This window comes from Sulfitobacter delicatus (genome assembly GCF_900102535.1).
Lineage (GTDB): Bacteria > Pseudomonadota > Alphaproteobacteria > Rhodobacterales > Rhodobacteraceae > Sulfitobacter > Sulfitobacter delicatus.
This window is the reverse complement of record NZ_FNBP01000005.1, coordinates 209,517-231,522: the sequence shown is the minus strand read 5'-3', so window position 1 is coordinate 231,522 and position 22,006 is coordinate 209,517. Positions and strand designations below refer to the sequence as shown.

Here is a 22,006-nt window from a genome sequence, read left to right as displayed (position 1 = left end):
GACCTAAGGAAATGGCCGAATTAAGGCCAATGAACGGTGATTCGATGAGAAAACCCGTTAGTCTGTTGCTTTTTTAGGCGTATTGTCAGACTTGAAGCGCCAAAGCTCGCTCACTCCACCTCGGCTAGTTCGCTCTACATGACGCCAACGGCAAGCGGCAAACCACCTGCCGTTCGCTCAATTCACACCGCTCGCCGGCGTTGCAGCGTCGCGATCACATAGCCGATCACCATCGCCATCCCGACATGCCCGATAAAGGATGATTGCGTATAGGCGCCAAACCCCATCATAAAGCTGCGTCCTACCAGCGTCGCCAGAAACCCTTGCGCGATAAACCAAAGCGCAAAGCCCGATAGCGCGCCCGACAGGACCGGCCCCAGCCGCGTCAAACGATGCACCAGCCAGACGAAAACGGAAAAGCCGAAGATCCCAACCGCGATATGCAGCGCGAACCCAAGCCAATAGGGCAGGGTGATCCCCAGAAAGATCTTTCCGAGTGCGACCACGAGGTTCGCCGGGGCGAGGGCTACGCCAAAGAGGATGGGGGACAGGAGCCAAGCGTAGAGTTCAAAGGCGATTTCACCGGCAAGCCCAGCAAGAGCTAGGGTGCGAAGGGTCTGTGTGAGAGGCATGGGTTAGGTCTCTTGAAGAAGGACAGCAGCTTTGGTCCACCAGATGCCTATAGCTCTGGTGGGCAGAGATTTGTCAGCTAAGGAAGAAGTTGGCGGGGCGTCAGAAGCCCGCGCGCATGAAAAAAGGCGCGCCGCTTATGGGCGCGCCTGTCGGTTTATGCAGCGAGCGGCTTGTCACCTCGGCGCCATGCCAGCGGTTGAAAGACCTCATCCACCGGCGTCTCGGCCACGTGGTTGATATAGTTCGACATGGTTTTCTGGGCGAGGCCAAGGATCACGTCGAGCACGGCGCGGTGGCCATAGCCTGCGCCAAAAAACGCCTGCATCTGACCTTCAGACACATTGCCCCGGCTGCGCACCATCTGAACGGTGAAGCTCCGCAGCGCCTCAAGCTTCGGCGTGGGCAGGGGGGTCTCATTGCGGAGCGCTTCGGAAATCTCGTCCGAGACCTTCATCATCTTCGCAATGCCGGTATGGGCCGGAACACAGTAGTGGCACTCATGCTCAACGTTGATCGACTGCCAGACCACGGTGAGTTCCTCGGCATCGAAATCCGTTTCGGTGAAGAGCTTGTGCAGCACTTGGTAGCCCTCATAGGCCTGCGGGCTTTCGGCAAGCACTTTGTGGAGACCGGGCAGACGGCCAAAGGCCTTTTGCGACGCGGCCAGCAGTGGCTTGGAGGCTTCGGGCGCGGTGGTTTCGTCGTGCGAAGGGAATTTCATCGGGTTTTCCTTTGTTAAGCAACTATATCTGTCATTTAGGCTTTCTTGAGCGATCACTCAAGTATATATTTGAGTGATCGTTCAACATATGGTGATCCCATGCCCCGCAAACCCAACTACGACCGCGCCGACCTTATCGCCCGCGCCCGCGATCTGTTCTGGCGGCAGGGCTGGGCTGGTACGTCGCTTAAAGACCTCGAAGAGGTGCTGAAGATGAAGCCGGGCAGTTTCTACGCGGCCTTCGGGTCGAAAGAGGCGCTGTTCGAAATCGCTTTGGACAAATATGCCGAAGATGGTGCCGCGCGCCTCGCCGATCTGGTCGCGCAGCATGGCGCGATGGAGGCCCTCAAACGCTACCCGGAACTGGCGATTTGCAATGCGGAGGCGCCGGCCAAAGCCTGCATGCTCTCAAAAACCTTGCTGGAGTTGCAAACCCACGGCCACCCGCTGGCAAAACGGGCCAGCGCGCATCTCATGGGTATGGAAGAGCAGTTTGCCGCACTCTTCGCGCAGTTGCAGAGCGAAGGTGTGATTGGGGCAGACCATGACCCTATGGCACTGGCACGGCGCTATCAGAGCGATCTGTTGGGGCTGCGGGTGTCGGCTGAACGAGAGGGGATCGACGCCCATGCCATCGCGCGGGAAATCTCGGAGAGCCTGTCGCGGTTGTAAGAGTGGAAGTTGTGTGAGCCTATCAACCAAGCGCAGAATAAAAAACGGCAGGGCCCGTCGCTTGGCCCTGCCGCTTAGATTTCACATTCAGATCGGGATCAGTCGTTCGCCCAGCCGGAAACCGCTTTGACTTCGCAGAAGTCTTCGATCCCCCAGACCCCGCCTTCGCGGCCATTGCCGGAACGCTTCATGCCACCAAAGGGCGCGCCCGCGCCACGGCTTTCGCCGTTCATCTCAACCATGCCGGACCGCAGCTTTTGCGCCAAACGGTTGCGGCGCGCGCCGTCCTGGGACTGCACGTAGTTGGTCAGACCGTAGACCGTGTCATTCGCCATCTCGACCGCCTGGTCTTCGCTCTCGAACTTCATGATCGACAGCACGGGGCCAAAGATTTCCTCACGCGCGATGGTCATATCGGGCGTAACATCGGCAAAGACCGTGGGTTTGACATAGAAGCCGCGGTTTAGGTTTTCGGGACGGCCGGTGCCGCCAGCCACCAGCCGCGCGCCTTCGTCGATGCCCTTCTGGATCAGATCTTGGATCTTGCCCCACTGGCTTTCGTTCACCACCGGACCGATATGCCGGCCTTCTTCGCTGGCCGGGCCGACGGTGATCTTGGAGGCAACTTCAGCAGCAATCTCAACCGCTTGGTCATAGACGCTGGCCTCAACCATCATCCGGCTCGGCGCGTTACAGCTCTGGCCGGAGTTGTTCATCATATGCAGCACACCGCGTTTCACGGCTTTCTCGTCAGCGTCCGCAAAGACGAGGTTGGCGCCTTTGCCACCCAGCTCAAGGTGAACCTTCTTCAGCGTATCCGCCGCGTTTTTCGAGATCGCAATGCCCGCGCGGGTGGAACCGGTAAAGCTCACCATATCCACGTCTTCATGGCCGGTCAGCGCAGTGCCCACACCCATGCCGTCGCCGTTAACAAGGTTGAAGACACCGGCGGGGAAGCCTGCCTCATCCATCATCTCGGCAAAGATCATCGCGCTGAGCGGGCTTTCCTCGGAGGGTTTCAGCACCATGGTGCAACCTGCGGCCACAGCGGCGCCCACTTTCAGCATCACCTGGTTCATTGGCCAGTTCCACGGCGTGATCATCGCCACGACTCCGACAGCTTCGTGAATGATCCGGTCGTTCGGGGCGTGGTCACCCAGCGGCTTGATAAAGTCGAAATCCTTGGCCGCTTTGATGAAGTTCTTCAGGTGGCTATAGCCCGCACCCCATTGCGAGGACCGTGCCAATTCAATCGGCGCGCCCATTTCGGTGCTGATCGCTTGGGCCATATCGTCGGCCCGCGCTTTGTAAACCTCGGCGAGCTTTTCCATCAGCGCGATACGGTCTTCGGGTGCGGTCGCCATCCAAGCGGGCAGGGCGGCTTTGGCAGCGGCCACGGCGGCATCGACGTCGGCCTGACCGCCAATCGAGATCACGGTGCAGGGCTCTTCGGTGGAGGGGTCGATGACCTGATGATCGCGGCCGTCTTGCGGGGCGACCCATTTGCCATCGATATAGAAATCACGTTTTTCGATCATGCTCGTCTCCGTTGCTGTCTAGGGGGCCGCGGGGGCCTGTCCTTGGTCCGGGAATTGCCGGCTCACGCTAGGCTTAGGACATATTTTACCGATGGAAAAGTTCAGCGTGTGTTTTTTGACCAAATATTTGTGCGGACAGCCGAGGCCGCAGAACTCAGCCGAGGGCATGGAAGCGGATTTCGACGCAGAGCCCGCCGTTGCTTGCCGTCGAAAGCGTTGCCTCATGCTGGAAGGTCAGCGTGCGGATCATACGCCAGCCGAGCGAATCCGACCGTTCAGGGCGGGGCGCATCATCGGGCAGGCCAACACCATCGTCATAGACCAGCAGCGTGAGCCCGCCGTCCTCCTCGCGTTGAACCTCAATCGTGATCAGCCCTTTAGCGCGCCCGGTAAAGGCATGTTTATAGGCATTGGTGATCAACTCGCCCACGATCAGCCCGATATCCACCGCCAGTTTGTTGTCCAAAGACAGGGGCGGGCAGACCAGTTTGATGCCGATGCTCTGGGTGTCGCCGGTAAAGGCCCGCTCCGCGTTCTTGGTGACCTCGCTCAGCATATCGGCAAGGTCGAGATCGGTGCTGTCGGTCGAGCGCTGCATCAACTCATGCGCTTTTGACAGCGAGCCGACGCGGGTCTCCAACTCGCGCAGCACCTGTTTGGTCTCATCGGCCTGGGCTTGCGATTTGCTCATGCGGATCAGCGCGACAATCAGCGCGAGGTTGTTGCCGGTGCGGTGGTGCAATTCTTGCATCAAGAGGTCACGGTCGGCGATGCTCTCGCTCAACTCACGGTTCTGCTCGGTCAGCGCGGCGGTCGGGTCCTTGGCGCTATAGGCCTCCAGTGCTTCCTGTGCATTGATCTTGATCCGCGCCATATCGGTCTGGCTTGCGGGCAAGAGGAAGTCCGCATGAACGCGCGTGCCTTCCTGTCCGGTGTCGACGTCAAACCGCGCCGCGATCCGCTGCACGCCGCGCAGGCCAAGGCCCATGCCGGTTTCCGAGACGATGTCGCGCGCGGGGTCGAGCTTTTCCTTCTCGATGCCACGGCCTTGGTCGATCACGGTCAACCCAAGCGCGGGCTTGCCCTCCAGATCGGTCAGCGAGAAACGCGCACGACCCTTTTGGCCATGCTCAATCGCATTGCGTGCCAGTTCCACGGCGGCAGTCACCGTGCGGGTGCGTTCGAATGAGGCAAAGCCCATCGCCTCGGTCAAGGTCAGCGCGATCTGGCGTAGGGTGGCGATATCGCTGCCTTTTTCGAGGTTCACCGAGGTCAGTTGGTTGGCTTTCATCGCAGCGTCTCCCGGGCCAGCCGCAGCACGACGATCGAGGCATCATCGCGCCCGCGAAAGGCACGGTCGAGCAGATAACCGGCGATCAGGAGGGGCGACTTATGCAGCAGGCCCTGCGGCAGGAAATTGTCGCGCAGGGTGCGCAGCCCGTCGCTGTGCAGGATCATCAAATCGCCCGGCTCCAGATCAAAGCTTTCCTCATAACCGCGCGTGGTCCGCGCACCGATGCGCCCGTCGCGAACCGGCAGGCGTTTGATCTCATCCCCGCGCACCCGCAGCGTGGCGATATTGCCAAGGGCCGCATAGCGCAGCGTCATCTCTGGCTGGGCGATATGGACCAAGGCCGCCACCGCGCCGCGTTTGCCGACCAGTTGCTCGGTTACTTCGCCCATGACCGCACCGGGTTCGCTGTTGCTGGCTCGGCTGTGCAACACCGCCTCGCGCACCTCTTGCCCCGCGGCATCGGCCTCAGGCCCATGGCCTAGCCCGTCGCAGATCAGCACATCGGTGGCTTTGGGGGTCTGGCGCAGAAGGAAATGATCGCCGCAAACCCGTTCGTTAGGGTGGCAGACCCGCAGACCAATCGCGTCGATCCCATAGCCCGGCGCCGCATCTCCCTTGGTAAAGCTACAGACAATCGTCGTGCCGGTTTCCGGTCCGCTGAAGATATCGAAACTGTTCGACAGCCGCTGGATCGCGCCAAGGCCGAGCCCGGCGGAATCGCCGCTGCTGACCCCGTCCTGAATCATATTGTCCAAGTCAGAAATGCCGGGACCGCGGTCGGTAAAGACCATGACGATCTGCTCGCCCTCGGGCTCCGGCATGGCGTTGATCAAAACGCGGCCCTTACCTGCATAGCGCAGGATGTTGGTCGTGGCCTCGGTCGCGACGATGGCCAGTTCATCGACCCGCAGCTTGGGCCAGCCGTGCCGGGTTGCCAAACGCTGCGCAAAGCGGCGTACCACGGCGATGGCGCTTTGATCCTGAACGTCGATCCATTGCTTCATAGGGTCACACTCATCAACACGCTGGTTCCCGCACCGACCGCGGTGCGAATTTCAAAACGGCCCGCCAAGCGCTGTGCGCCGCCAAGCCCCCGGCCCAGACCGCCGCCCGAGGTATAGCCGTCGCTCAGCGCCAGCTTTACATCCGCGATGCCCGGTCCCTTATCCCAGCAGACCACGGTCAGCTGTTTGCGGCCTCGGTCGACATAGATGGAAAACTCGCCGCCGCCAGCGTGGTTGATCGCATTTCTGGCGATTTCACTCACAGCAGTGGCAAAGCGGGTCACGCTCAGCGCTGACGCGCCGTTGTCTTTCATGTAGCGCGCCACGGCTTGGCGCGCGGTCACAGCATCGCCGCTGCTCTTCAGCTTATGCTGAGACAGCAAAACCTGCGCGCCAAGGTCGCTTTCATCAAACGCGGCGTAGCTGGGCAAGGGCATGGGTCAGGCTAAGGGCGGTGCGTATTTCGGGCAGATACATACCAAGCTCGACCAGCGTCACGGCCACGGTGGGCCGCATGCCGACAACATAGGTCTCGGCTGCCAGCAGCTTGGAGATTCCGGCGAGCTGCGCGATCACCCGCCCAACAAAAGTGTCCACGATCTCCAGCGCGGAGATGTCGAGGATCACCCCGTCGATGCGGTTCTGGGCGATCCTATTCGACAGCCGGTCCTGCAGTTCCAGAATCTCGGTGTCCGTGATGTCATCTTGAATCGAGACGAGCAGCGCCCGTTCAACAAGGTTTATCGATGTGACACCGGCCAACTCACTGGTCCCCGGTTTTCTTGATCACATAGCCGACCGTGAGCAGAGCGTCCGACAGTGCGGTGCGGATGCTGGAGCGGGTCGAGACGGTGCCCACATCGATGCCAAGCTGCACCATGGTCTGCGCGATCATCGGGCTGATGCCACTGATGATGCATTCGGCACCCATCAGGCGCACCGCAGCGGCGGCGCGCAGCAGGTGTTGCGCGACCTGCGTGTCCACGGTGCCGACGCCGGTGATGTCCATGATGACAACTTCGGCCTGACGCTCCAGGATGGTTTGCAGCAGGTTTTCCATAACCTCCTGCGCACGCGCGGAATCCAGCGTGCCGATCAGGGGCAGAGTCAGGACGCGGTCCCACAGTTCGACCACTGGGGTCGAGAGTTCCAGCATCTCTTGGCGCTGGCGGTCTATGATCTGCTCGCGCTCGTTGATGAAAATCTCGTTGGTGTAGATCGCGAAAGCATCGACCAGACGGGTGACCAGCATGACATCGCGGATCAGCACGCTGTGATCGGAGGTCTCCAAAGCTTCCAGTCGCTTGAACAGGGGTGCCTTGAGCGCCAGCACGAAAGTCGCCATTTCGGTCGGCGTCACACCCCGGCTCACGCGTTCGCGGCTGACATCGGCCAGCACGGCACGCAGGTCGTCCCATTGGTCGTCGTCGAGGTCGAAATCCTCGCCCGTCACGCCGTCGCGGATCCCTTTGGAAAATGCTTTGAGAAGTTCACGGTTCTGGGCCCGGCTTTCAGCGTCGGAAAAGAGGTCAGAACGCTTGACGCCTTCCTTAACCTGAGTGCCCAACCATTCCTCAATGATACCTTTAAAATCAGTGTCGAGAACCGTCAGTATGTTGGCCGTTGCGGATTGCGCCATCTTGAACCCCAGTGTCTATTGCTAATGGCCCATAGGCCAACCGCAGCGCGAAGTGTCAATAGGAACAGCGAAATTCGTCGGCGGCATGGCGCCGTCAAAGGCCGGGGACATCCCCACGCCGCAGCGTTGGTCGTCTGTTCCGTCTGCGCTAGGTTTAGTTCAGATCATTTATATCGGGAGGTTAAGATGAAACGACTGGCTTATGCAATCGGTCTGCTCTGCGCGGGCGGGGCGGCCTGGGCGGATGTCGCGGTGGGGATCACCAAGGATATGCCCAGCGTCACCGTGCCCACCGCCGAGGGCGAGGCCGAGATCAGCCGCATCCAGGACACGGACAACAAGCTGACCGGCGATTGGGCTAAGACCTCGCGGCCCTGTCCGGACTTCTGCATTCAGCCTTTTACGCCCGCCGAAGGGGTCACGACGATTGGCGAGTTGGAGCTGATCGAGATGCTGAAAGACCCTGAGGCGGTGGTCGTCGACAGCCGCACCAGTGATTGGTTCCAAGGCGGGACGATCCCCGGCGCGATCAACATTCCTTATAGCTTTGTGTTGGACCAGATGGACGAGCTGGGCTGCGAGGCGGATTTTGACGGGTGGGACTGTGCCGGGGCCAAGCCTGTGGCGTTGTTCTGCAATGGCATCTGGTGTGGGCAATCGCCGACCGCGATCCGCAATATGATCTCGGCGGGGTATCCGGCGGAGAAGATTTCCTATTATCGCGGCGGGATGCAGGTTTGGCGGATGCTTGGGCTGACGGTGACGGGGGAGTGATTACCGACCACACCTGCTCAAAAACCTCAGGTAACGACTGTTACCACCCCAGCCCGGAATCAAGCCGCAGGCGCCGGGCCATCGCCTGCCCGCCGCCCGGGTAGGCGATTTGGTGAGGCTGGGTGATACTTCGCGAACGGGCGTCACGGTTGAACCATAAAGTGCCACGAGGAAACGTTAGATCGCCAACCCGCGTGCAGGCGCTAGCCCTTGTGCCAAACTTTGATCGATACCACCCCAGCCCGGAACAAGCCGTAGGCGCCGGGCCATCGTCTGCCCGCCCCCCGGGTAGGCGATTTGGTGAGGCTTGGTGCGACTTCGCGACCGCACATTACGGTTGAACCATAAAGTGGCAAGATCTGCTGTTTGGTCGCCAACCCGCGGACAGACGCTGACCCTCGTGCGAAACGGCGACTGATACCACCCAGCCCGGAACAAGCCGTAGGCGCCGGGCCATCGCCTCCCGCCCCCCGGGTAGGCGATTTGGTGAGGCTTGGTGCGACTTCGCGGGCGCACATCTTGGCTGAACCATAAAGTGGCAAGATCATCCGTTAGATCGCCGACCCGCGGGCAGGCGCTGGCCCTCAGTGCATAGAAGCGCGCGGGCCGTAGACAGAAACGGCGCCACCCTTGGGGCAGCGCCGTTCTGCATACTCACTTAGCAAATCGCTTATGCCGCTTCCCCCGGATGCCGCGGCACCAAGGCCCGCACCAGATCACGCATGTGCAACACGCCAACCTGCTTGCCCTCGCGCATCACGCGGTAGTTGTTGGTCGTATCACCTTCAGACACCGCAATAATCGACTCCAGCGTGTCATCATAATCAACCTCACCCGCGATATCGGCAGGCATCACATCAGTCTTCTCCATGACCGACCGCACCCGCAACACCCGCGCGCGGTTGATGTCGCTGACAAAGGCTTCGATGTAGGGATCGTTCGGGTTCAACAGGATATGCTGCGGCTCACCCTGCTGGACGATAAACCCGTCCTTCAGGATCACCAGATGATCCGCCAGTTTCAGCGCCTCATCCAGATCGTGGGTGATAAAGATCACCGTCTTGTGCAACTCGGCCTGCAATTCAATCAGCAGGTCCTGCATGTCGGTCCGAATGAGCGGATCAAGCGCCGAAAACGCCTCGTCCATCAGCATCACATCAGAGTTCGACGTCAGCGCCCGCGCAATGCCCACACGCTGCTGCATCCCGCCCGAAAGCTGCGCCGGATATTGCTCGCCCTGGCCCTCAAGCCCCACACGGTTGAGCCATTTGGTCGCCTCCGCCGCGTATTTCTTGCGGTTCTTGCCTTCGATCTCCCAGCTCAGCCCGGCGTTTTCCAACACGGTCCGATGCGGTAGCAGGGCGAACTTCTGGAACACCATCGACATCTCGTGCTTGCGCATCTCGCGCAGGCGCCGCTCGTTATAGTCGAGGATGTTCTCGCCGTTCAGGATCACTTCGCCCGCCGTGGGATCAATCAGGCGGTTCAGGTGTCGGATCAAGGTGGATTTCCCCGACCCCGACAGGCCCATAATCACCGTGGTCTTGCCCGCAGGCATGTCCACGTTGATGTTATTGAGACCCAGCACATGGCCCGTCTCGGCCTGAAGATCGGCCTTGCTCATCCCGCCGCGCACCTTTTCCAAGGCGCCCTGAGGGTCATCGCCGAAAATCTTATACAGGTTGCGAACGCAGATTTTAATGTCGTCTGTCATGGCTGGCCTCATTTCTGCGATGCGTTGATCCGCGCAAGCGCGGCTTTGGTGACCCGGTCAAGGATGATCGCCAAAAGAACGATCCCCAAACCCGACAGAAGACCGACGCCCAACTCAAGGCTCCGGATACCACGCAGCACCAGCACACCGAGACCCGGCGCCGAGACCAGCGAGGCGATGACGACCATAGCGAGGCTCATCATGATGGTCTGGTTTACACCCGCCATGATGTTGGGCAGGGCCAGCGGGATCTGCACTTTGAACAGCTTCTGGCGGTTGGTCATGCCAAAGGCGTCGGCGGCTTCGATCACATCCTGATCAACCAAACGAATGCCCAGATCGGTCAGACGCACCACCGGGACGATGGCGTAAAGAATGATCGCGATGCCATAGAGTTTCGGCTCGGTCACCGAGAACAAGAAGATCAGCGGGATCAGATAGACGAAAGGCGGCAGGGTTTGCAGCATGTCCAAGATCGGAATCATGCTCCGCTGCACCCGGTCGCTGCGCGACATGGCGATGCCGATGGGCACGCCCAAAAGCACACATATGAAGGCACAGACAAAGATGATCGCCAGCGTCTGCATCGTGTGTTCGTAAAAGTCGATGAACGCGAGAAAGCCAAAGACCAGTGCCACCAGACCAACCAGCTTCATCGAGCGGCCCACGGCATAGGTGATCAGCATCAGCATCGGGATCATGATGAACCACGGCACGGTCTGCATCAGCCAAAGCGTATCTTCCAACGCCCAGCTCAGCGGTTGGGTCAGCGGATCAACGACGACCTTGAGGCTGTCTTTGATCGCCAGAAACCCTTGCTCCAGCCCTTGGGTCAGATCGCGCGACTGCGGGATCGCATCGCAACTGTCGTGGAGCGCGTCGAGCGACGGGAAGGGGGTGTCCCACACTGTCGTATCGGCGTCGCCCCCGGCTTGCCCCATAAGGTCGGCCATTGAGCTCAGCCCGCCGCCCGACGAGTCGCCGCACCAGCCGCGTAGGCCGAGCGTGTCAAAGAAGTTGTCGTAAGTTGCCATCTGTCGCTTTCCCGGCCGCTTGGGGCCGTTTGCTATTCGAGAGCGCCGTTCAACATGCGCGGAGCACGGAACAGCATGCCTCAAAGAGGGGCGGCAAATCTACACCTATGTCCTTGCAAAGAAACTGCGCGGCGCGGCGGGGCCGGGGCGCAGTGGGTGTGAAAAGACGTAAGTCTTGCCGCCAGTTCTAAAACAATCGGGCGGGAACCTCAGAAAGGTCCCCGCCCGAAAATCTGTCACGCTGTCTTACTGCTCAAGCAGTTTCGACAGGTTGCCACGGGCGTCTTCGCTCAGCCAGTCGGCCCAGACGTCCTTGTTGTTCTGCAAGAAGTAAACCGCCGCTTCCTCGTTGGAGGCGTTGTTTTCACCCTGCCAAGCGAGCAGCTTGCTCATCTCGTCGGTCTTGAAGGTGACGTTGCCGATGAATTCCGCGATCTCAGGATTGTTGTCGTGGAAATCCTTGGTCATCACGGTCAGAACCGGCGCCGTCGGGAAGGCCGAAGGCTTGGGCTCTGGGTTGTCGGCGTTCTGGTTGGCGCTATGCGCGGCTTCGTCATATTCGCCCATGTCGACGCTGGTCATGTCGAATTTGCCAAGCGGCGTGGTGGGGGCCCAGTAGTAGCCGAACCATGGCTCTTCGCTCTCATAGGCCGAGGCCATGGAGGTCGACAGCGTTTCGCCGGAGCCGTGGTTGAACACTTCGATGCCTTTGCCTTCGAGGTCATAGGCGCGCGACAGGTTGTCGTTCACGATGCGGCAGCCCCAGCCATCGGGGCAGTTGTTGAACATGCCGCCGACCAGTTCGGGGTTTTCCAAGATGCCTTCGATGGTCTTCAGCTCGGGGTGCTCTTCGGCAAGGTATGTTGGGATCCACCAGCCTTCGACGCCGCCGGGATCAAGCACGCTTGTCAGCTCGACGATCTTGCCGTTCTCTTTCAGCTTTTTATAAGCGTCACCGGCGGAGTTGATCCACATTTCCGGCACGATGTCCGGCTCGTTGTTTTCCGACAGCGATGTCACGGCGGGGGTGGTGTCGGACGGAACCACGGTTACGTCACAGGAATAGCCCTGCGTCAGCAGGAATTCGGTCACTGCTGTGACGATCTGAGCCGAGGCCCAGTTCATTTCCGCGATCGAGACTTCGCCGCAGTCCTGAGCGGCGGCAGCCATGGGTGTTGCGACGGCGAATACCGTACCAAGCAAAAAGCGTTTCATGTAATATCTCCTCTGTATTGTGCCGACTTGCCGAGGCACGCGCCTCGCCTTGTCGATCTAGTACCCGCTCGCAACAGAATGCAGCCGGTCGCGGCCATAGATAGCGCGACCCGCTGCCGGGGCGAGCGGAAGTGCTGGGGAGATAGAAAACAGGTTCGCCTGAGGAGTGCAACCAATCGCCGGTCGCTTTCCCGCGACCGGCTGTCGGATTTGTCCTCTGTGCCCGATGTTTAGCCTTAGCGGCGGCGGCTCACGTCGATGTCGGCCACATAGGAATGAATGTCATCCCGGCGCAGACCAATGTCGCTGAGCAGACGGTCGTCCATGCTGTTGAGCGTCGCCGTGGTGCGGTTCTCCAGCCAGCGGCGGGCGATCTTGCGCAGCATCGGGCGTAGGTTCGGCGCGCCGATGCCGGGGGCGGTGCGGCGGGGGATCGCAGGACCGGCAATCGCAGTGCGGGGCAGGACGGGGGCGAGCGGGGTGTCTTTCAGCAGGTGGAAATGCATGGCATGCTCCGGTTCAAAAGTGGCGATAGAGATGCCCACAGCGATCACGAACAGGCGCCGATGCGTCGGTCCGCGAGAGAGGTGGGTTTCATCCCGGGTAAGATCCAAAAGTCGGTGGAGCCCCCAAGGGTCGGGCAGGCGGATCGGCCTGTCCCGCCCGGGGTTACCGGCGGTTCAGTAGTCTGCCTGCACAGCGCAGGCGCCTCTTGTGAACAGCGTTGATCATGGGCCGCATTTGGCCCCCCGGCGCGGCCTTTGCAAGAGGCCAAATGCGGGTGCGACCTCCTGTCGCAATGACAACGGCCTCGGCCACCATAGCAGGGCGCTAAGCCGGGTAGACCACGCGGCCATCTAGCCGACGCTCGGCCCCGTCGCTGGGTTTGGCCGGATCAATGCGTCCGGGCGCCATTAGGTGCTGCACCTCATGCCCGTTCAGCAGCAGATAATCGGTGATGATCCGGCGATGACAACGCCACCAAACGGCCTCGGAACACATCATAGCGACGCGCTGCGTTTGGCCCATGTCCAGCAATTCGGCGAACGCCTCCTGAAACTCCGGCCCAAGCGCATAGTCCGCGTAGTTGTGAAAACTGCGCACCCGCCAAAAGTCATTCACATCGTCATCGACCTGCGGCTGTTTCTTGCGGCGGCCACCCAAGGCCAGCATATGGCGGTAGCCGATCTGCACCTCGGCGAGGCGGTCCGGAAAGCGGTCATCGTTAAAATCGGGGTTGCTGCGCGACTTGGGGAAAGATCGCACATCGACAAGCAGCCCGATCTGCGCCTCCCGCAGCATGTCGATCACCACTTCGGGCGCGCGGTTGGAATGTCCGATTGTATAGAAACCGCCACTCATGATTTCAGCTTGGTCAGCGCGTCTTCTCTGTGGGCGGCGATGTGATCGCTTTTGTCGCTTTCAATTTCGTACTGCGGGTCGTCTTTTGAGGCGCGGTGGGTATGGCCCTTATAGTCAAAGTCCGCCTCATGCACTTTGACGATCCGGCCCCGCACGCGTCCGGCTTCGGAATTCCAGCTGACGTGATCGCCTTTTGAAAACTTGGCCATCGTGGTTCCTCCTCTTCTATAGGGGACGAACGAAAGCCCGCTGAGCCATGTTCCACAGGGGGTGGGAAAACCGCTTCTGACAGGTTGAGATTGATTCGACATAAATATGGCAGGCTGTTCGGAATTGCGTCACCAGTGCGCGGGGTTTGCGCGCCATTGGTTCCGGTCTGAGAACAAGCCAAAGTTAAGGAAGGCGAGAATAAGGCGAAAATTGCAGGCCATCCGCTTTCGGGCATTGTTGCATTTCGAGAAACAATAGCGCCAATGCTGGTCCCACAATTCGGCGCGAAATTCCCGAAAACCCCAAGTTTCCTTAACGATTGGCGCTATCTGCCTGATCATAAAGGGAAACAATTAACCATGATTTGGGCAGCAAAGCGGATCAATTGCGGCCAAATCGCATATTGTTCCGCCCATTTTCAAACATTTTTCGCTTTGTTGGACCGGAATGCTTGGCTATGCATATAGGTGCCCACTGGGGGGCAAAGAAAGTCTGTAGGTCACGGGGGCGGCCGCATTGAGCGCATCGAGGATGCGGGAGATGTGTGTACGCTGCATAATTTGCGACCGTATTCACATAGCCGTCGGGAAGCTGCTTTTCCCGGCCTGAGCCGACTTGTGCCGGCTTCTCCCTCTTGGTGTCGCACCGATGCGTGTCGTCCGACCTGGATTTAATGCCAGCGGGCGCATGTGAACGAAGGGAGAGACGATGAACCAACTGCGACAGACCTGCCAAGCGTCCCAAACGCGCAATTGTGCTGCCCAGCCTGTTTCTTCCGGCGTTCCGCGCCCCATTCTACTTGAACCCGCATCCACATCCAAAACGGCCGCGTTGCGCGCCGCGTGCAACAAAGCTCAGGAGATTTTCCAATGATCAGAACACTTGATTTTAACGCCTTCGCCGCCGGTACCGTAATTGACGACGAATATGCCGCAATGGGTGTGACGGTCTCTGCCAGTGGCGGGTCCGGCGACGCGATGATCTTTGACAGCGCCAACCCCACGGGCGGCGACAATGATCTGGCCTCCGATACGCTCAAAGGTCTGCTGATCGTGTCCGAGGATGGCGACAGCAGCGATCCCGACGACAATGCCGGTGGCGGCAGCCTGTTCTTTGACTTCGACGATATGGTCCGCATGAAAGGCGTGACCTTTAAAGACATCGAAGAAACAAGCGGCGACGGCACGCGGGTCATCTTTTACGATGAGAACGGCGATGTGATCCAGAACCACTATGTTCAGCCCACCGGCGACGGCGGCGAGCGTTTCGTGCAGTTCAACATCGACGGTGTGTCGCGTTTCGAAGTGCGTTTCGAAGGCTCCGGTGCGATCGACAATCTGGTCTTTGACGACGGCAAGCCCGGCGGCGGTGGCGACAACGAAGCCCCGGTGACCGAAGACGACGTGCTGGTGCTCGACGAAGACACTTCCGGCACCGTCAACGTGTTGGACAACGACAGCGATCCCGATGGCGACGAACTGACCGTGACCGTGGCGACATGCCCGGCAGGCCCGGTTCTGATCGGCCCCGATGGCGAGCTGACCTTCACGCCGGACCCTGACTTCAACGGCGAAACCACCATCACCTATACCGTTGATGATGGTAACGGGAACACCACAGACGGCACCGTTCATGTCACCGTAAACCCGGTGAACGACGCACCTGTCGCCAATGACGACAGCGCCAGCACCACCGGCACCGACCCGGTCGTGATTGATGTGCTCGCCAATGATACCGATGTGGACGGCGACACGCTTAGCGTGGCCGATGCCGACAGCGACGACGGCACCGTCACCATCAATGGCGATGGCACCATCACCTTTGTGGCCAATGACGATTTCACCGGCGACGCGACCATCACCTACACCGTGTCCGATCCTTCCGGCGCGACCGACGAAGGTGTCGTGACCGTGACTGTCGGCGAAGGCGATCCGACCCGCGACGGCTATGTCGACGGCACCGCAGGCGCCGATCTGATCGACACCGCCTATACCGGCGACCCTGATGGCGACATGATCGACAATGACGATGCGCTTCTGCCCGGTGCAGAAGGCGATGACGACTATGTCCGCGCTGGCGACGGTGATGATACCGTTCTGGCAGGCGACGGCGACGACATCGTCGAAGGCGGCGCAGGTTCTGACGAAGTATATGGCGGCGACGGTGACGACATGATCGACACCGGCAACGGCGATATCGCGCCCGATCTGGGCTACCCGGAAAGCGACAGCGACTCGCTGAGCTTTGACCCCGACGCCGACCCCGAGAACGACCGCGACTATGTCGAAGGCGGCGCGGGCAACGACACCATCAGCACCGGCGACGACCGTGACACGATTTATGGCGGCACCGGCGACGACGTGATCGACGCAGGTATCGACGACGACTTCGTTGACGGTGGCGCAGGCGATGACCGTATCGTAGGCGGCGAAGGCAACGACAGCATCCTCGGCGGCGCTGGCAATGACACGATCTATGCCGGCAACGACCCCGATCTGGGCCTCGACGTGCTCGACATCCCTGATGACGCAGAACCGTCCAACCCCTTCACCCCTGACCGCGTGCCAAACAATGGCATGGACACGGTCGACGGTGGGTCCGGGGATGACATGATCTATGGTGCCGATGACGCGGACATGCTGCGCGGTGGGTCGGGCGACGATTACATCGACGGCCAGATCGACGATGACATTATCGAGGGCAACACCGGCAACGACACATTGATCGGCGGTCAGGGCGACGACAGCATCTCCGGCGGTCAGGGCAATGATGAGCTTGACGGCGGCACCGGCGACGACACGCTTCGCGGCAACCGTGACGATGACCTGCTGGTCGGCGGCGAAGGCGACGATGTGCTCGACGGCGGCGGCGAGAATGACACGCTGATCGGCGGCGAAGGCGACGACTCGCTGCAGGGCGGCCAGGGTGACGATCTGCTCGACGGTGGCGCAGGTGTTGACGTGATGACCGGCGGTGCCGATCAGGATACCTTCGTCAACGTCAACGCTGGCGACGATATCGACGGTGGCAGCGCAGGCGTGGACTTTGACACGCTCGATCTGCGCGACTCGGCGCCCGAGGGTGGTAGCTTTACCATCACATACACCTCGGAAGATCGCGAAGACGGCTATGTCGATTACCTCGACGCCGATGGCAACGATGCAGGCCGTCTCAACTTCGTCGAGATCGAGAACATCATCCCCTGTTTCACCCCCGGCACCAAGATCGCCACGCCGAAGGGCGAGATTTCGGTCGAGGCGCTTCAGGTCGGTGACCGGGTCATCACCCGCGACAACGGCATCCAGACAATCCGCTGGGTCGGTGCACGTGAGATGACCGGGGCCGAGTTCGAAATGGCCGCGCATCTCAAGCCGGTGCTGATCCGCAAGGGCGCGCTTGGCAACGATCTGCCCGAGCGTGACATGATGGTCAGCCCCAACCACCGTGTGTTGGTCGCCAATGACAAGACAGCGCTGTACTTCGAAGAGCGTGAAGTGCTGGTCGCGGCGAAACATCTGACCGGGATGGACGGCATCGACGTGGTTGAGGTGTCTAACACCACCTACATCCACGTCATGTTTGACCGTCACGAAGTGATCCTGTCCGACGGCACATGGACCGAGAGCTTCCAGCCTGGTGACATGTCGCTGGCCGGTATCGGTGAAGAGCAGCGGAACGAAATCTTGGAGCTTTTCCCAGAGCTTGCCACGCAGGACGGTATCGACAGCTACACCGCTGCACGCCGCTCGCTCAAGAAGCACGAAGCCAGCTTGCTGGTGAAATAAAGGAATTCCCGCAGGGGGGCGGGAAACGAATATGCAGCGATGAGACGGGGCGGGCGACCGCCCCGTCTTCTTTTGTGTGGAGCCTCATCTTATTGTTTGTGCTTTAGGACGATCGCAGGGGAAACCTCGTGGAGGCATTCGTGCAATAAGCTGATGCAAAACCCCCAAAAAAATGCCACTACAGAGGCAGTAAAAAGGGGGAGATTACATATGCTAGAGGCGGGGCTTGCGGCGTGGTTCAAGCAACATTGGTCGCACAACATGGGGGCGATTGATGGGCGCGACCTTGCTTTTCTGGCTGCGATGATTGAGCGACAGCGTCCTGCTCATATGATCGAAATTGGCTGCGCCAGTGGGTTGTCGACTGCTTTGATCGCACAGCTTATGGGGGCATATGGGCCCTCAAAGTTAGACAGTTTCGACTTGGCCGAAACCTTTTATGCAGATCCACGTAAGCCTGTGGGCTACCTACTTGACGACTTACCTCCGCCGCCGAACGTGCAGACACAGATACACACCAGCAGAACCAGCATGGATGTCCAGGGTCAGGTAAGTGAACCAATCGCGCTTTGTTTTATCGATGCGGCACATAAGCACCCTTGGCCCTTAATCGACACATTGGCAGTTTTACCGCTTATGGCACCGGACGGGGTGATCGTGCATCATGATCTACAAATGAGCGGCGGCTCTGGCCACTATGCACTTGGCCCAAAAGTGCTGTTCGATCAACTTTTGCAGGCAGAGCGCCTTGCCGTCCAGGACTGGATAAACGATGAAACTATTTCGGACCTGCCGCAACGGCACTTAAAGAACAATATTTATGGCATCGACCTGCCACAAGATCATGACGCTTTCGCGGTGCGTATTGCGGAAGCGTTCTACGTAGGCTGGGACCGCGATGCGGGCAAACGCGTGCCGGAAGAGTTCGCCGCACGCTTCTCGGATTTCTTAGGAAGAACCTACCCGCCAGCGGTAAAGGTCGCATTTGATATTGGGCTTAATCGATATAATCCAAAGCCGCCTCGCTCCCAGACGCCTTTGCCCCTGCGCGCTATCCGTCGTTTGCGCCGGCAGCTGACTGGCTAATCCTTCATCCGACAGCGCCACGCGGCCCAATCCTCCGGCGTGTCCAGATCAAGCCGTGCGCGGTCTCCGGGCAGGGGGACCAGACACACCCTATCCGCCGCGCTCTGCACCACGGCGCGGCCTCCGTCATCTCCGGTAAGCTGTGTTAGCTGCTCAAACAGCGCGGCAGCAAAGACAATCGGATGCCCCGGCGCGCCGCCCATGGTGGTGGCCCGCCAGATCAGCGTGTCACCGCCGGTATCGACAGCCTCGGCCAGACGGGCAAGGTCCTCGGCCTGTAGCTCTGGCATATCGGCCAGCATCACCATCGCCGCAGGCGTCTGCGCAGGAAGCGCTGCAAAAGCAGCCCGCAGACTGGCGCCCATGCCCTCTGTAGCGTCAGCCACCGGCAAGGCGGTGACTTCAAGCCCCGTGAGTGCGGTATAGCGCGGATGCGGGGCAGGCGGCAGCGCGACAATGACCGGGCCGACACCCTGCGCCAGCCGGGCCTGCCGACGCAGCAAGGGCTGGCCGTCCACCTCCTCAAGCAGTTTGTCTCGCCCGCGCATGCGGGAGGATGCGCCAGCGGCGAGCAGTATGACAGGCAGAGATGTCTCGGTCATCCCAGAAGCCTAGCCCTCTATCGCCCGCAAGATAAGCCCCCGCTTTGATACAGACCGAAACCGCTAAACCACCGTTGGCAGGGCGCTTTTCCGTGCTACCTTCGCCCCATGAACATCAAAGACATGATCCCCCACACCCTGCTGCGCAAAGCGCGCGAGTATTCCCGCAAACTTTGGGTACGGGTGGTCTTTATGGGCCTCTTGGCCTTTGTCGCCCTAGGCCTGACGCAATTGTTTGAGCCGCTGGTGCCCAAAGAAGTCGCCACGCGCCTTTCGGGCTCTGCCGCAGACCGTCTGTTGCAGATCATCGCGGACGCGATGCTGGCGGTGACGATTTTCTCGATCACCATCATGGTCACGGTCTACCGTTCCTCCTCGGCCCAGTTCACGCCGCGGGCGCATCGGCTGATCATCCAAGACAGGACAACGCAGAACACGCTCGCCGTCTTTATCGGGGCCTATGTCTATGCGCTGGTCGCGATCATCATGCGCGAGCTTGGGGTCTATGTGGACGAACGCTCCTTCGTGCTTTTCCTGACAACGGTGCTGGTGTTGGCGATCATCGTGATCTTCCTGATCCGCTGGGTGCTGCATCTGCAAAGCTTCGGCAGTCTGATCGACACCACCCGCCAGATCGAAACCGTGACCACCTCGCTCTTTAACGAGAGGCTCAAGACGCCCTGTATGGGAGGTCATCCGCTGACCAGCGACCCGCCCGACGACGCCCGCCCGCTGCGCGCCGAGAAGAGCGGCTATCTCCAGCATATCTACCCCGAAGCGCTGCAAGAGCATGCCGAGAACCATGGGGTGGATGTCTATCTGACACGGCGGATCGGGGATTTCGTCTTTGCCGAAGAACCGCTGCTCTACATCGCACGGCGCGGCACGCCCAAGGGCGAGGAGACCGAGGATAGAACGGTCGAAGAGGCGATCTGCAGTGCAGTCAAACTGGGCGATCTGCGGACCTTTGACCAAGACCCGCGTTTCGGCCTGCGGGTGCTGGGTGAAGTCGCGTCAAAAGCGCTGTCGCCCGGCGTGAACGATCCCGGCACGGCGATTGACGTCATCACCCGCGTGGGGCGGATCCTGTCCTATTACCGCGATGAGACCAAGCCCAATGGCGAGGTCGGGCTGCCCAATCTGCATATCGCCCCGATCGACGCGCAGGCGCTGGTGGAGGATGGTTTTGGCCCCTTGGCGCGGGACGGCGCGGGAGTGGTGGAGGTGCAGGTGACGCTGCAAGAAGTGCTCACCGGCCTGATGCGCCACCCTGACCCCGGCCTTGTCGTCGCGGTGCGCGAAGCGGCAGAGAACCACCTGCGCCGTGCCTTTGAGGAAGTGCCCTTTGGTCCCGACCGAGCCATGATCTGGCGCGCGGCTCGTGAGGATGTGCGCGGCGCGGTGGCAACGCCAGATTAAAGCGGACGAATTTTCAGCTGCGTGATGCGGTTGCCCTCGCGGGCCATGACCTCAAAGCGGAAACCGTGGAAAGAGAACACCTGACCCACGGTGGGGATCATCTGGGCTTCGTGGATCACCAACCCCGCGATGGTATTGGCCTCTTCATCCGGCAGGGACCAGTCCGTTGCGCGGTTGAGGTCGCGGATCGTCATTGCGCCTTCGACCATCAGATGCCCGTCTTCGGCTTGTTTCAAAGGATGGTCACCGTCGGGGTCAAACTCGTCGGTAATCTCGCCCACGATTTCTTCGAGAATGTCTTCGAGGGTGATCAGACCCTGCAGCGAGCCATATTCATCCACCACCAGTGCAAAATGCGTGCGGCGGCGCAGGAACTGGCGCATCTGCTCGTCGAGCGTGGTGGTCTCAGGCACGAAGTAAGGTTTCATCACCACCGAGGCCACGTTGAACTCTTTCAAGGCAGCCGCATCGCCTTCTGGCCCGCCGATCAGCTTATACATGGCGCGCAGCAGGTCTTTGGCATGGATCACGCCGATGATGTTCTCCGGATCGTCGCGGAAGACCGGCAGGCGAGTGTGGTTTGATTGCAGACATTGCTCGAGGATGGCCGAAGGGTCGTCTGCCGCGTTGACCATCTCAATACCGGAGCGGTGGAGCATGATCTCTTCGACCACCCGCTCGCGCAGATCGAGCGCGCCCAAGATACGGTCGCGGTCTTCTTTTTCGACGACACCTTCGGAATGGCCCAGTTGCAGCGCACCGGCGATCTCTTCGCGCACCGCCAGAATGTTGCTGTCGGGGTCAATCTGCACGCCAAAGAGCCGCAGCACCCCGCGCACGAAATAGCGCACCGCCGTCACGACGGGCGAAAACAGCAGCACGACAAGGCTGATTGGGCGCGAGACCAGGGCTGCGGCCTGCTCAGAGTTGGTAATCGCATAGGTTTTCGGCAGCACCTCGGCAAAGACCAGCACCAAGAGCGTCATCACCAGCGTCGCGAGTGCCACGCCGCTTTCGCCAAAGACCCGCGTGAACATCGCCGTGGCCATGGAAGCCGCGAGGATGTTGACGAGGTTATTGCCCAGAAGCACCGAGCCGATCAGGCGCTCGTTGTCTTCGGTGATTTTCAACGCCCGCGTCGCCCCGCGCGAGCCTTTGTCCGCCTGCGCGCGCAGCTTGCCACGCGAGGCGGCGGTCAGCGCGGTCTCAGAGCCGGAGAAGAAGCCCGAGAGCACCAGCAGGAACAAGATAATCCCGGTGCTGAGCCAGAAAGCGGCGTCAAAAAGGGCGGGGGCCGTTTCCAT

At 60.4% G+C, this 22,006-nt stretch carries 21 protein-coding genes; 5 read left to right on the top strand and 16 right to left on the bottom strand.

The genetic code is table 11. The features are described from left to right. Positions 1-182: 182 nt before the first annotated feature. Positions 183-632: a hypothetical protein gene (locus BLS57_RS11455; protein WP_093742353.1), complete on the bottom strand. Its 450-nt coding sequence runs from the start codon at positions 630-632 to the stop codon at positions 183-185. Between the two features lie 155 nt (positions 633-787). Next, positions 788-1,354, bottom strand: a complete 567-nt coding sequence (locus tag BLS57_RS11450) for a carboxymuconolactone decarboxylase family protein (RefSeq protein WP_093742351.1) — start codon at positions 1,352-1,354, stop codon at positions 788-790. 99 nt (positions 1,355-1,453) lie between these two features. On the opposite strand from BLS57_RS11450, the gene BLS57_RS11445 reads away from it, so the two are divergent. After that, positions 1,454-2,026: a TetR/AcrR family transcriptional regulator gene (locus BLS57_RS11445; RefSeq protein ID WP_093742349.1), complete on the top strand. Its 573-nt coding sequence runs from the start codon at positions 1,454-1,456 to the stop codon at positions 2,024-2,026. Between the two features lie 98 nt (positions 2,027-2,124). Here BLS57_RS11445 and BLS57_RS11440 read toward each other — a convergent pair whose 3' ends face one another. The 6 genes from BLS57_RS11440 to BLS57_RS11415 all read right to left on the bottom strand — a co-directional run bounded on the left by BLS57_RS11440 (position 2,125) and on the right by BLS57_RS11415 (position 7,501). Next, complete coding sequence (locus BLS57_RS11440; protein ID WP_093742347.1) at positions 2,125-3,564, bottom strand: aldehyde dehydrogenase family protein; 1,440 nt, start codon at positions 3,562-3,564, stop codon at positions 2,125-2,127. A 154-nt stretch (positions 3,565-3,718) separates the two neighbouring features. Then, on the bottom strand, positions 3,719-4,855 hold the full coding sequence (locus BLS57_RS11435; RefSeq protein WP_093742345.1) for a sensor histidine kinase: 1,137 nt from the start codon (positions 4,853-4,855) through the stop codon (positions 3,719-3,721). Continuing rightward, on the bottom strand, positions 4,852-5,862 hold the full coding sequence (locus BLS57_RS11430) for an ATP-binding protein (RefSeq protein ID WP_093742343.1): 1,011 nt from the start codon (positions 5,860-5,862) through the stop codon (positions 4,852-4,854). The genes BLS57_RS11435 and BLS57_RS11430 overlap by 4 nt, the downstream gene beginning before the upstream one ends. After that, positions 5,859-6,299 (bottom strand): ATP-binding protein, encoded by a 441-nt coding sequence (locus tag BLS57_RS11425; RefSeq protein ID WP_093742341.1) that lies wholly within the window; start codon positions 6,297-6,299, stop codon positions 5,859-5,861. The genes BLS57_RS11430 and BLS57_RS11425 overlap by 4 nt, the downstream gene beginning before the upstream one ends. Further along, positions 6,271-6,624 carry an STAS domain-containing protein gene (locus BLS57_RS11420; RefSeq protein WP_093742339.1) on the bottom strand — a complete coding sequence of 118 codons (354 nt, stop codon included), beginning with the start codon at positions 6,622-6,624 and terminating at the stop codon, positions 6,271-6,273. Before BLS57_RS11420 ends, BLS57_RS11425 begins: the two co-directional genes overlap by 29 nt. 1 nt (position 6,625) lies before the next feature. Then, entirely contained in the window at positions 6,626-7,501 is an 876-nt protein-coding gene (locus tag BLS57_RS11415; protein WP_093742335.1) for an STAS domain-containing protein, read from the bottom strand. A gap of 186 nt (positions 7,502-7,687) precedes the next feature. Between BLS57_RS11415 and BLS57_RS11410 the strand changes: the two genes are divergently transcribed. Continuing rightward, complete coding sequence (locus BLS57_RS11410; protein WP_093742331.1) at positions 7,688-8,275, top strand: rhodanese-like domain-containing protein; 588 nt, start codon at positions 7,688-7,690, stop codon at positions 8,273-8,275. A gap of 670 nt (positions 8,276-8,945) precedes the next feature. Here BLS57_RS11410 and BLS57_RS11405 read toward each other — a convergent pair. The 6 genes from BLS57_RS11405 to BLS57_RS11380 form a co-directional block, all read right to left on the bottom strand. Further along, the gene (locus tag BLS57_RS11405; RefSeq protein WP_093742328.1) at positions 8,946-9,989 is read right to left on the bottom strand and encodes a quaternary amine ABC transporter ATP-binding protein; all 1,044 of its coding nucleotides are present in this window, start codon (positions 9,987-9,989) and stop codon (positions 8,946-8,948) included. 8 nt (positions 9,990-9,997) lie between these two features. Continuing rightward, positions 9,998-11,023, bottom strand: a complete 1,026-nt coding sequence (locus BLS57_RS11400) for an ABC transporter permease (RefSeq protein WP_093742326.1) — start codon at positions 11,021-11,023, stop codon at positions 9,998-10,000. Between the two features lie 246 nt (positions 11,024-11,269). Beyond that, positions 11,270-12,238 carry an ABC transporter substrate-binding protein gene (locus tag BLS57_RS11395; RefSeq protein ID WP_093742325.1) on the bottom strand — a complete coding sequence of 323 codons (969 nt, stop codon included), beginning with the start codon at positions 12,236-12,238 and terminating at the stop codon, positions 11,270-11,272. 236 nt (positions 12,239-12,474) lie between these two features. Continuing rightward, on the bottom strand, positions 12,475-12,792 hold the full coding sequence (locus tag BLS57_RS11390; protein ID WP_093742324.1) for a DUF1127 domain-containing protein: 318 nt from the start codon (positions 12,790-12,792) through the stop codon (positions 12,475-12,477). Positions 12,793-13,069: 277 nt separating this feature from the next. Next, complete coding sequence (locus BLS57_RS11385; protein WP_093742322.1) at positions 13,070-13,600, bottom strand: DUF488 domain-containing protein; 531 nt, start codon at positions 13,598-13,600, stop codon at positions 13,070-13,072. Further along, a complete protein-coding gene (locus BLS57_RS11380) occupies positions 13,597-13,809 on the bottom strand; it encodes a hypervirulence associated TUDOR domain-containing protein (protein WP_093742318.1) in 213 nt (70 codons plus the stop codon). Before BLS57_RS11380 ends, BLS57_RS11385 begins: the two co-directional genes overlap by 4 nt. An 870-nt stretch (positions 13,810-14,679) precedes the next feature. Here BLS57_RS11380 and BLS57_RS11370 point away from each other — a divergent pair. Next, the gene (locus tag BLS57_RS11370; RefSeq protein WP_093742314.1) at positions 14,680-17,595 is read left to right on the top strand and encodes a Hint domain-containing protein; all 2,916 of its coding nucleotides are present in this window, start codon (positions 14,680-14,682) and stop codon (positions 17,593-17,595) included. A gap of 210 nt (positions 17,596-17,805) precedes the next feature. Further along, a complete protein-coding gene (locus BLS57_RS11365) occupies positions 17,806-18,681 on the top strand; it encodes a class I SAM-dependent methyltransferase (protein WP_167356415.1) in 876 nt (291 codons plus the stop codon). On the opposite strand, the gene BLS57_RS11360 is transcribed toward BLS57_RS11365, so the two are convergent. Further along, on the bottom strand, positions 18,678-19,283 hold the full coding sequence (locus tag BLS57_RS11360; RefSeq protein WP_093742310.1) for a nucleotidyltransferase family protein: 606 nt from the start codon (positions 19,281-19,283) through the stop codon (positions 18,678-18,680). The genes BLS57_RS11365 and BLS57_RS11360 overlap by 4 nt on opposite strands. Positions 19,284-19,406: 123 nt before the next feature. Between BLS57_RS11360 and BLS57_RS11355 the strand changes: the two genes are divergently transcribed. Next, positions 19,407-20,702 carry a DUF2254 domain-containing protein gene (locus BLS57_RS11355; protein ID WP_244153664.1) on the top strand — a complete coding sequence of 432 codons (1,296 nt, stop codon included), beginning with the start codon at positions 19,407-19,409 and terminating at the stop codon, positions 20,700-20,702. Here BLS57_RS11355 and BLS57_RS11350 read toward each other — a convergent pair. Further along, positions 20,699-22,006, bottom strand: coding sequence for an HlyC/CorC family transporter (locus tag BLS57_RS11350; protein WP_093742306.1), 1,308 nt, complete (start codon positions 22,004-22,006; stop codon positions 20,699-20,701). The two genes, BLS57_RS11355 and BLS57_RS11350, sit on opposite strands and share 4 nt — an antisense overlap.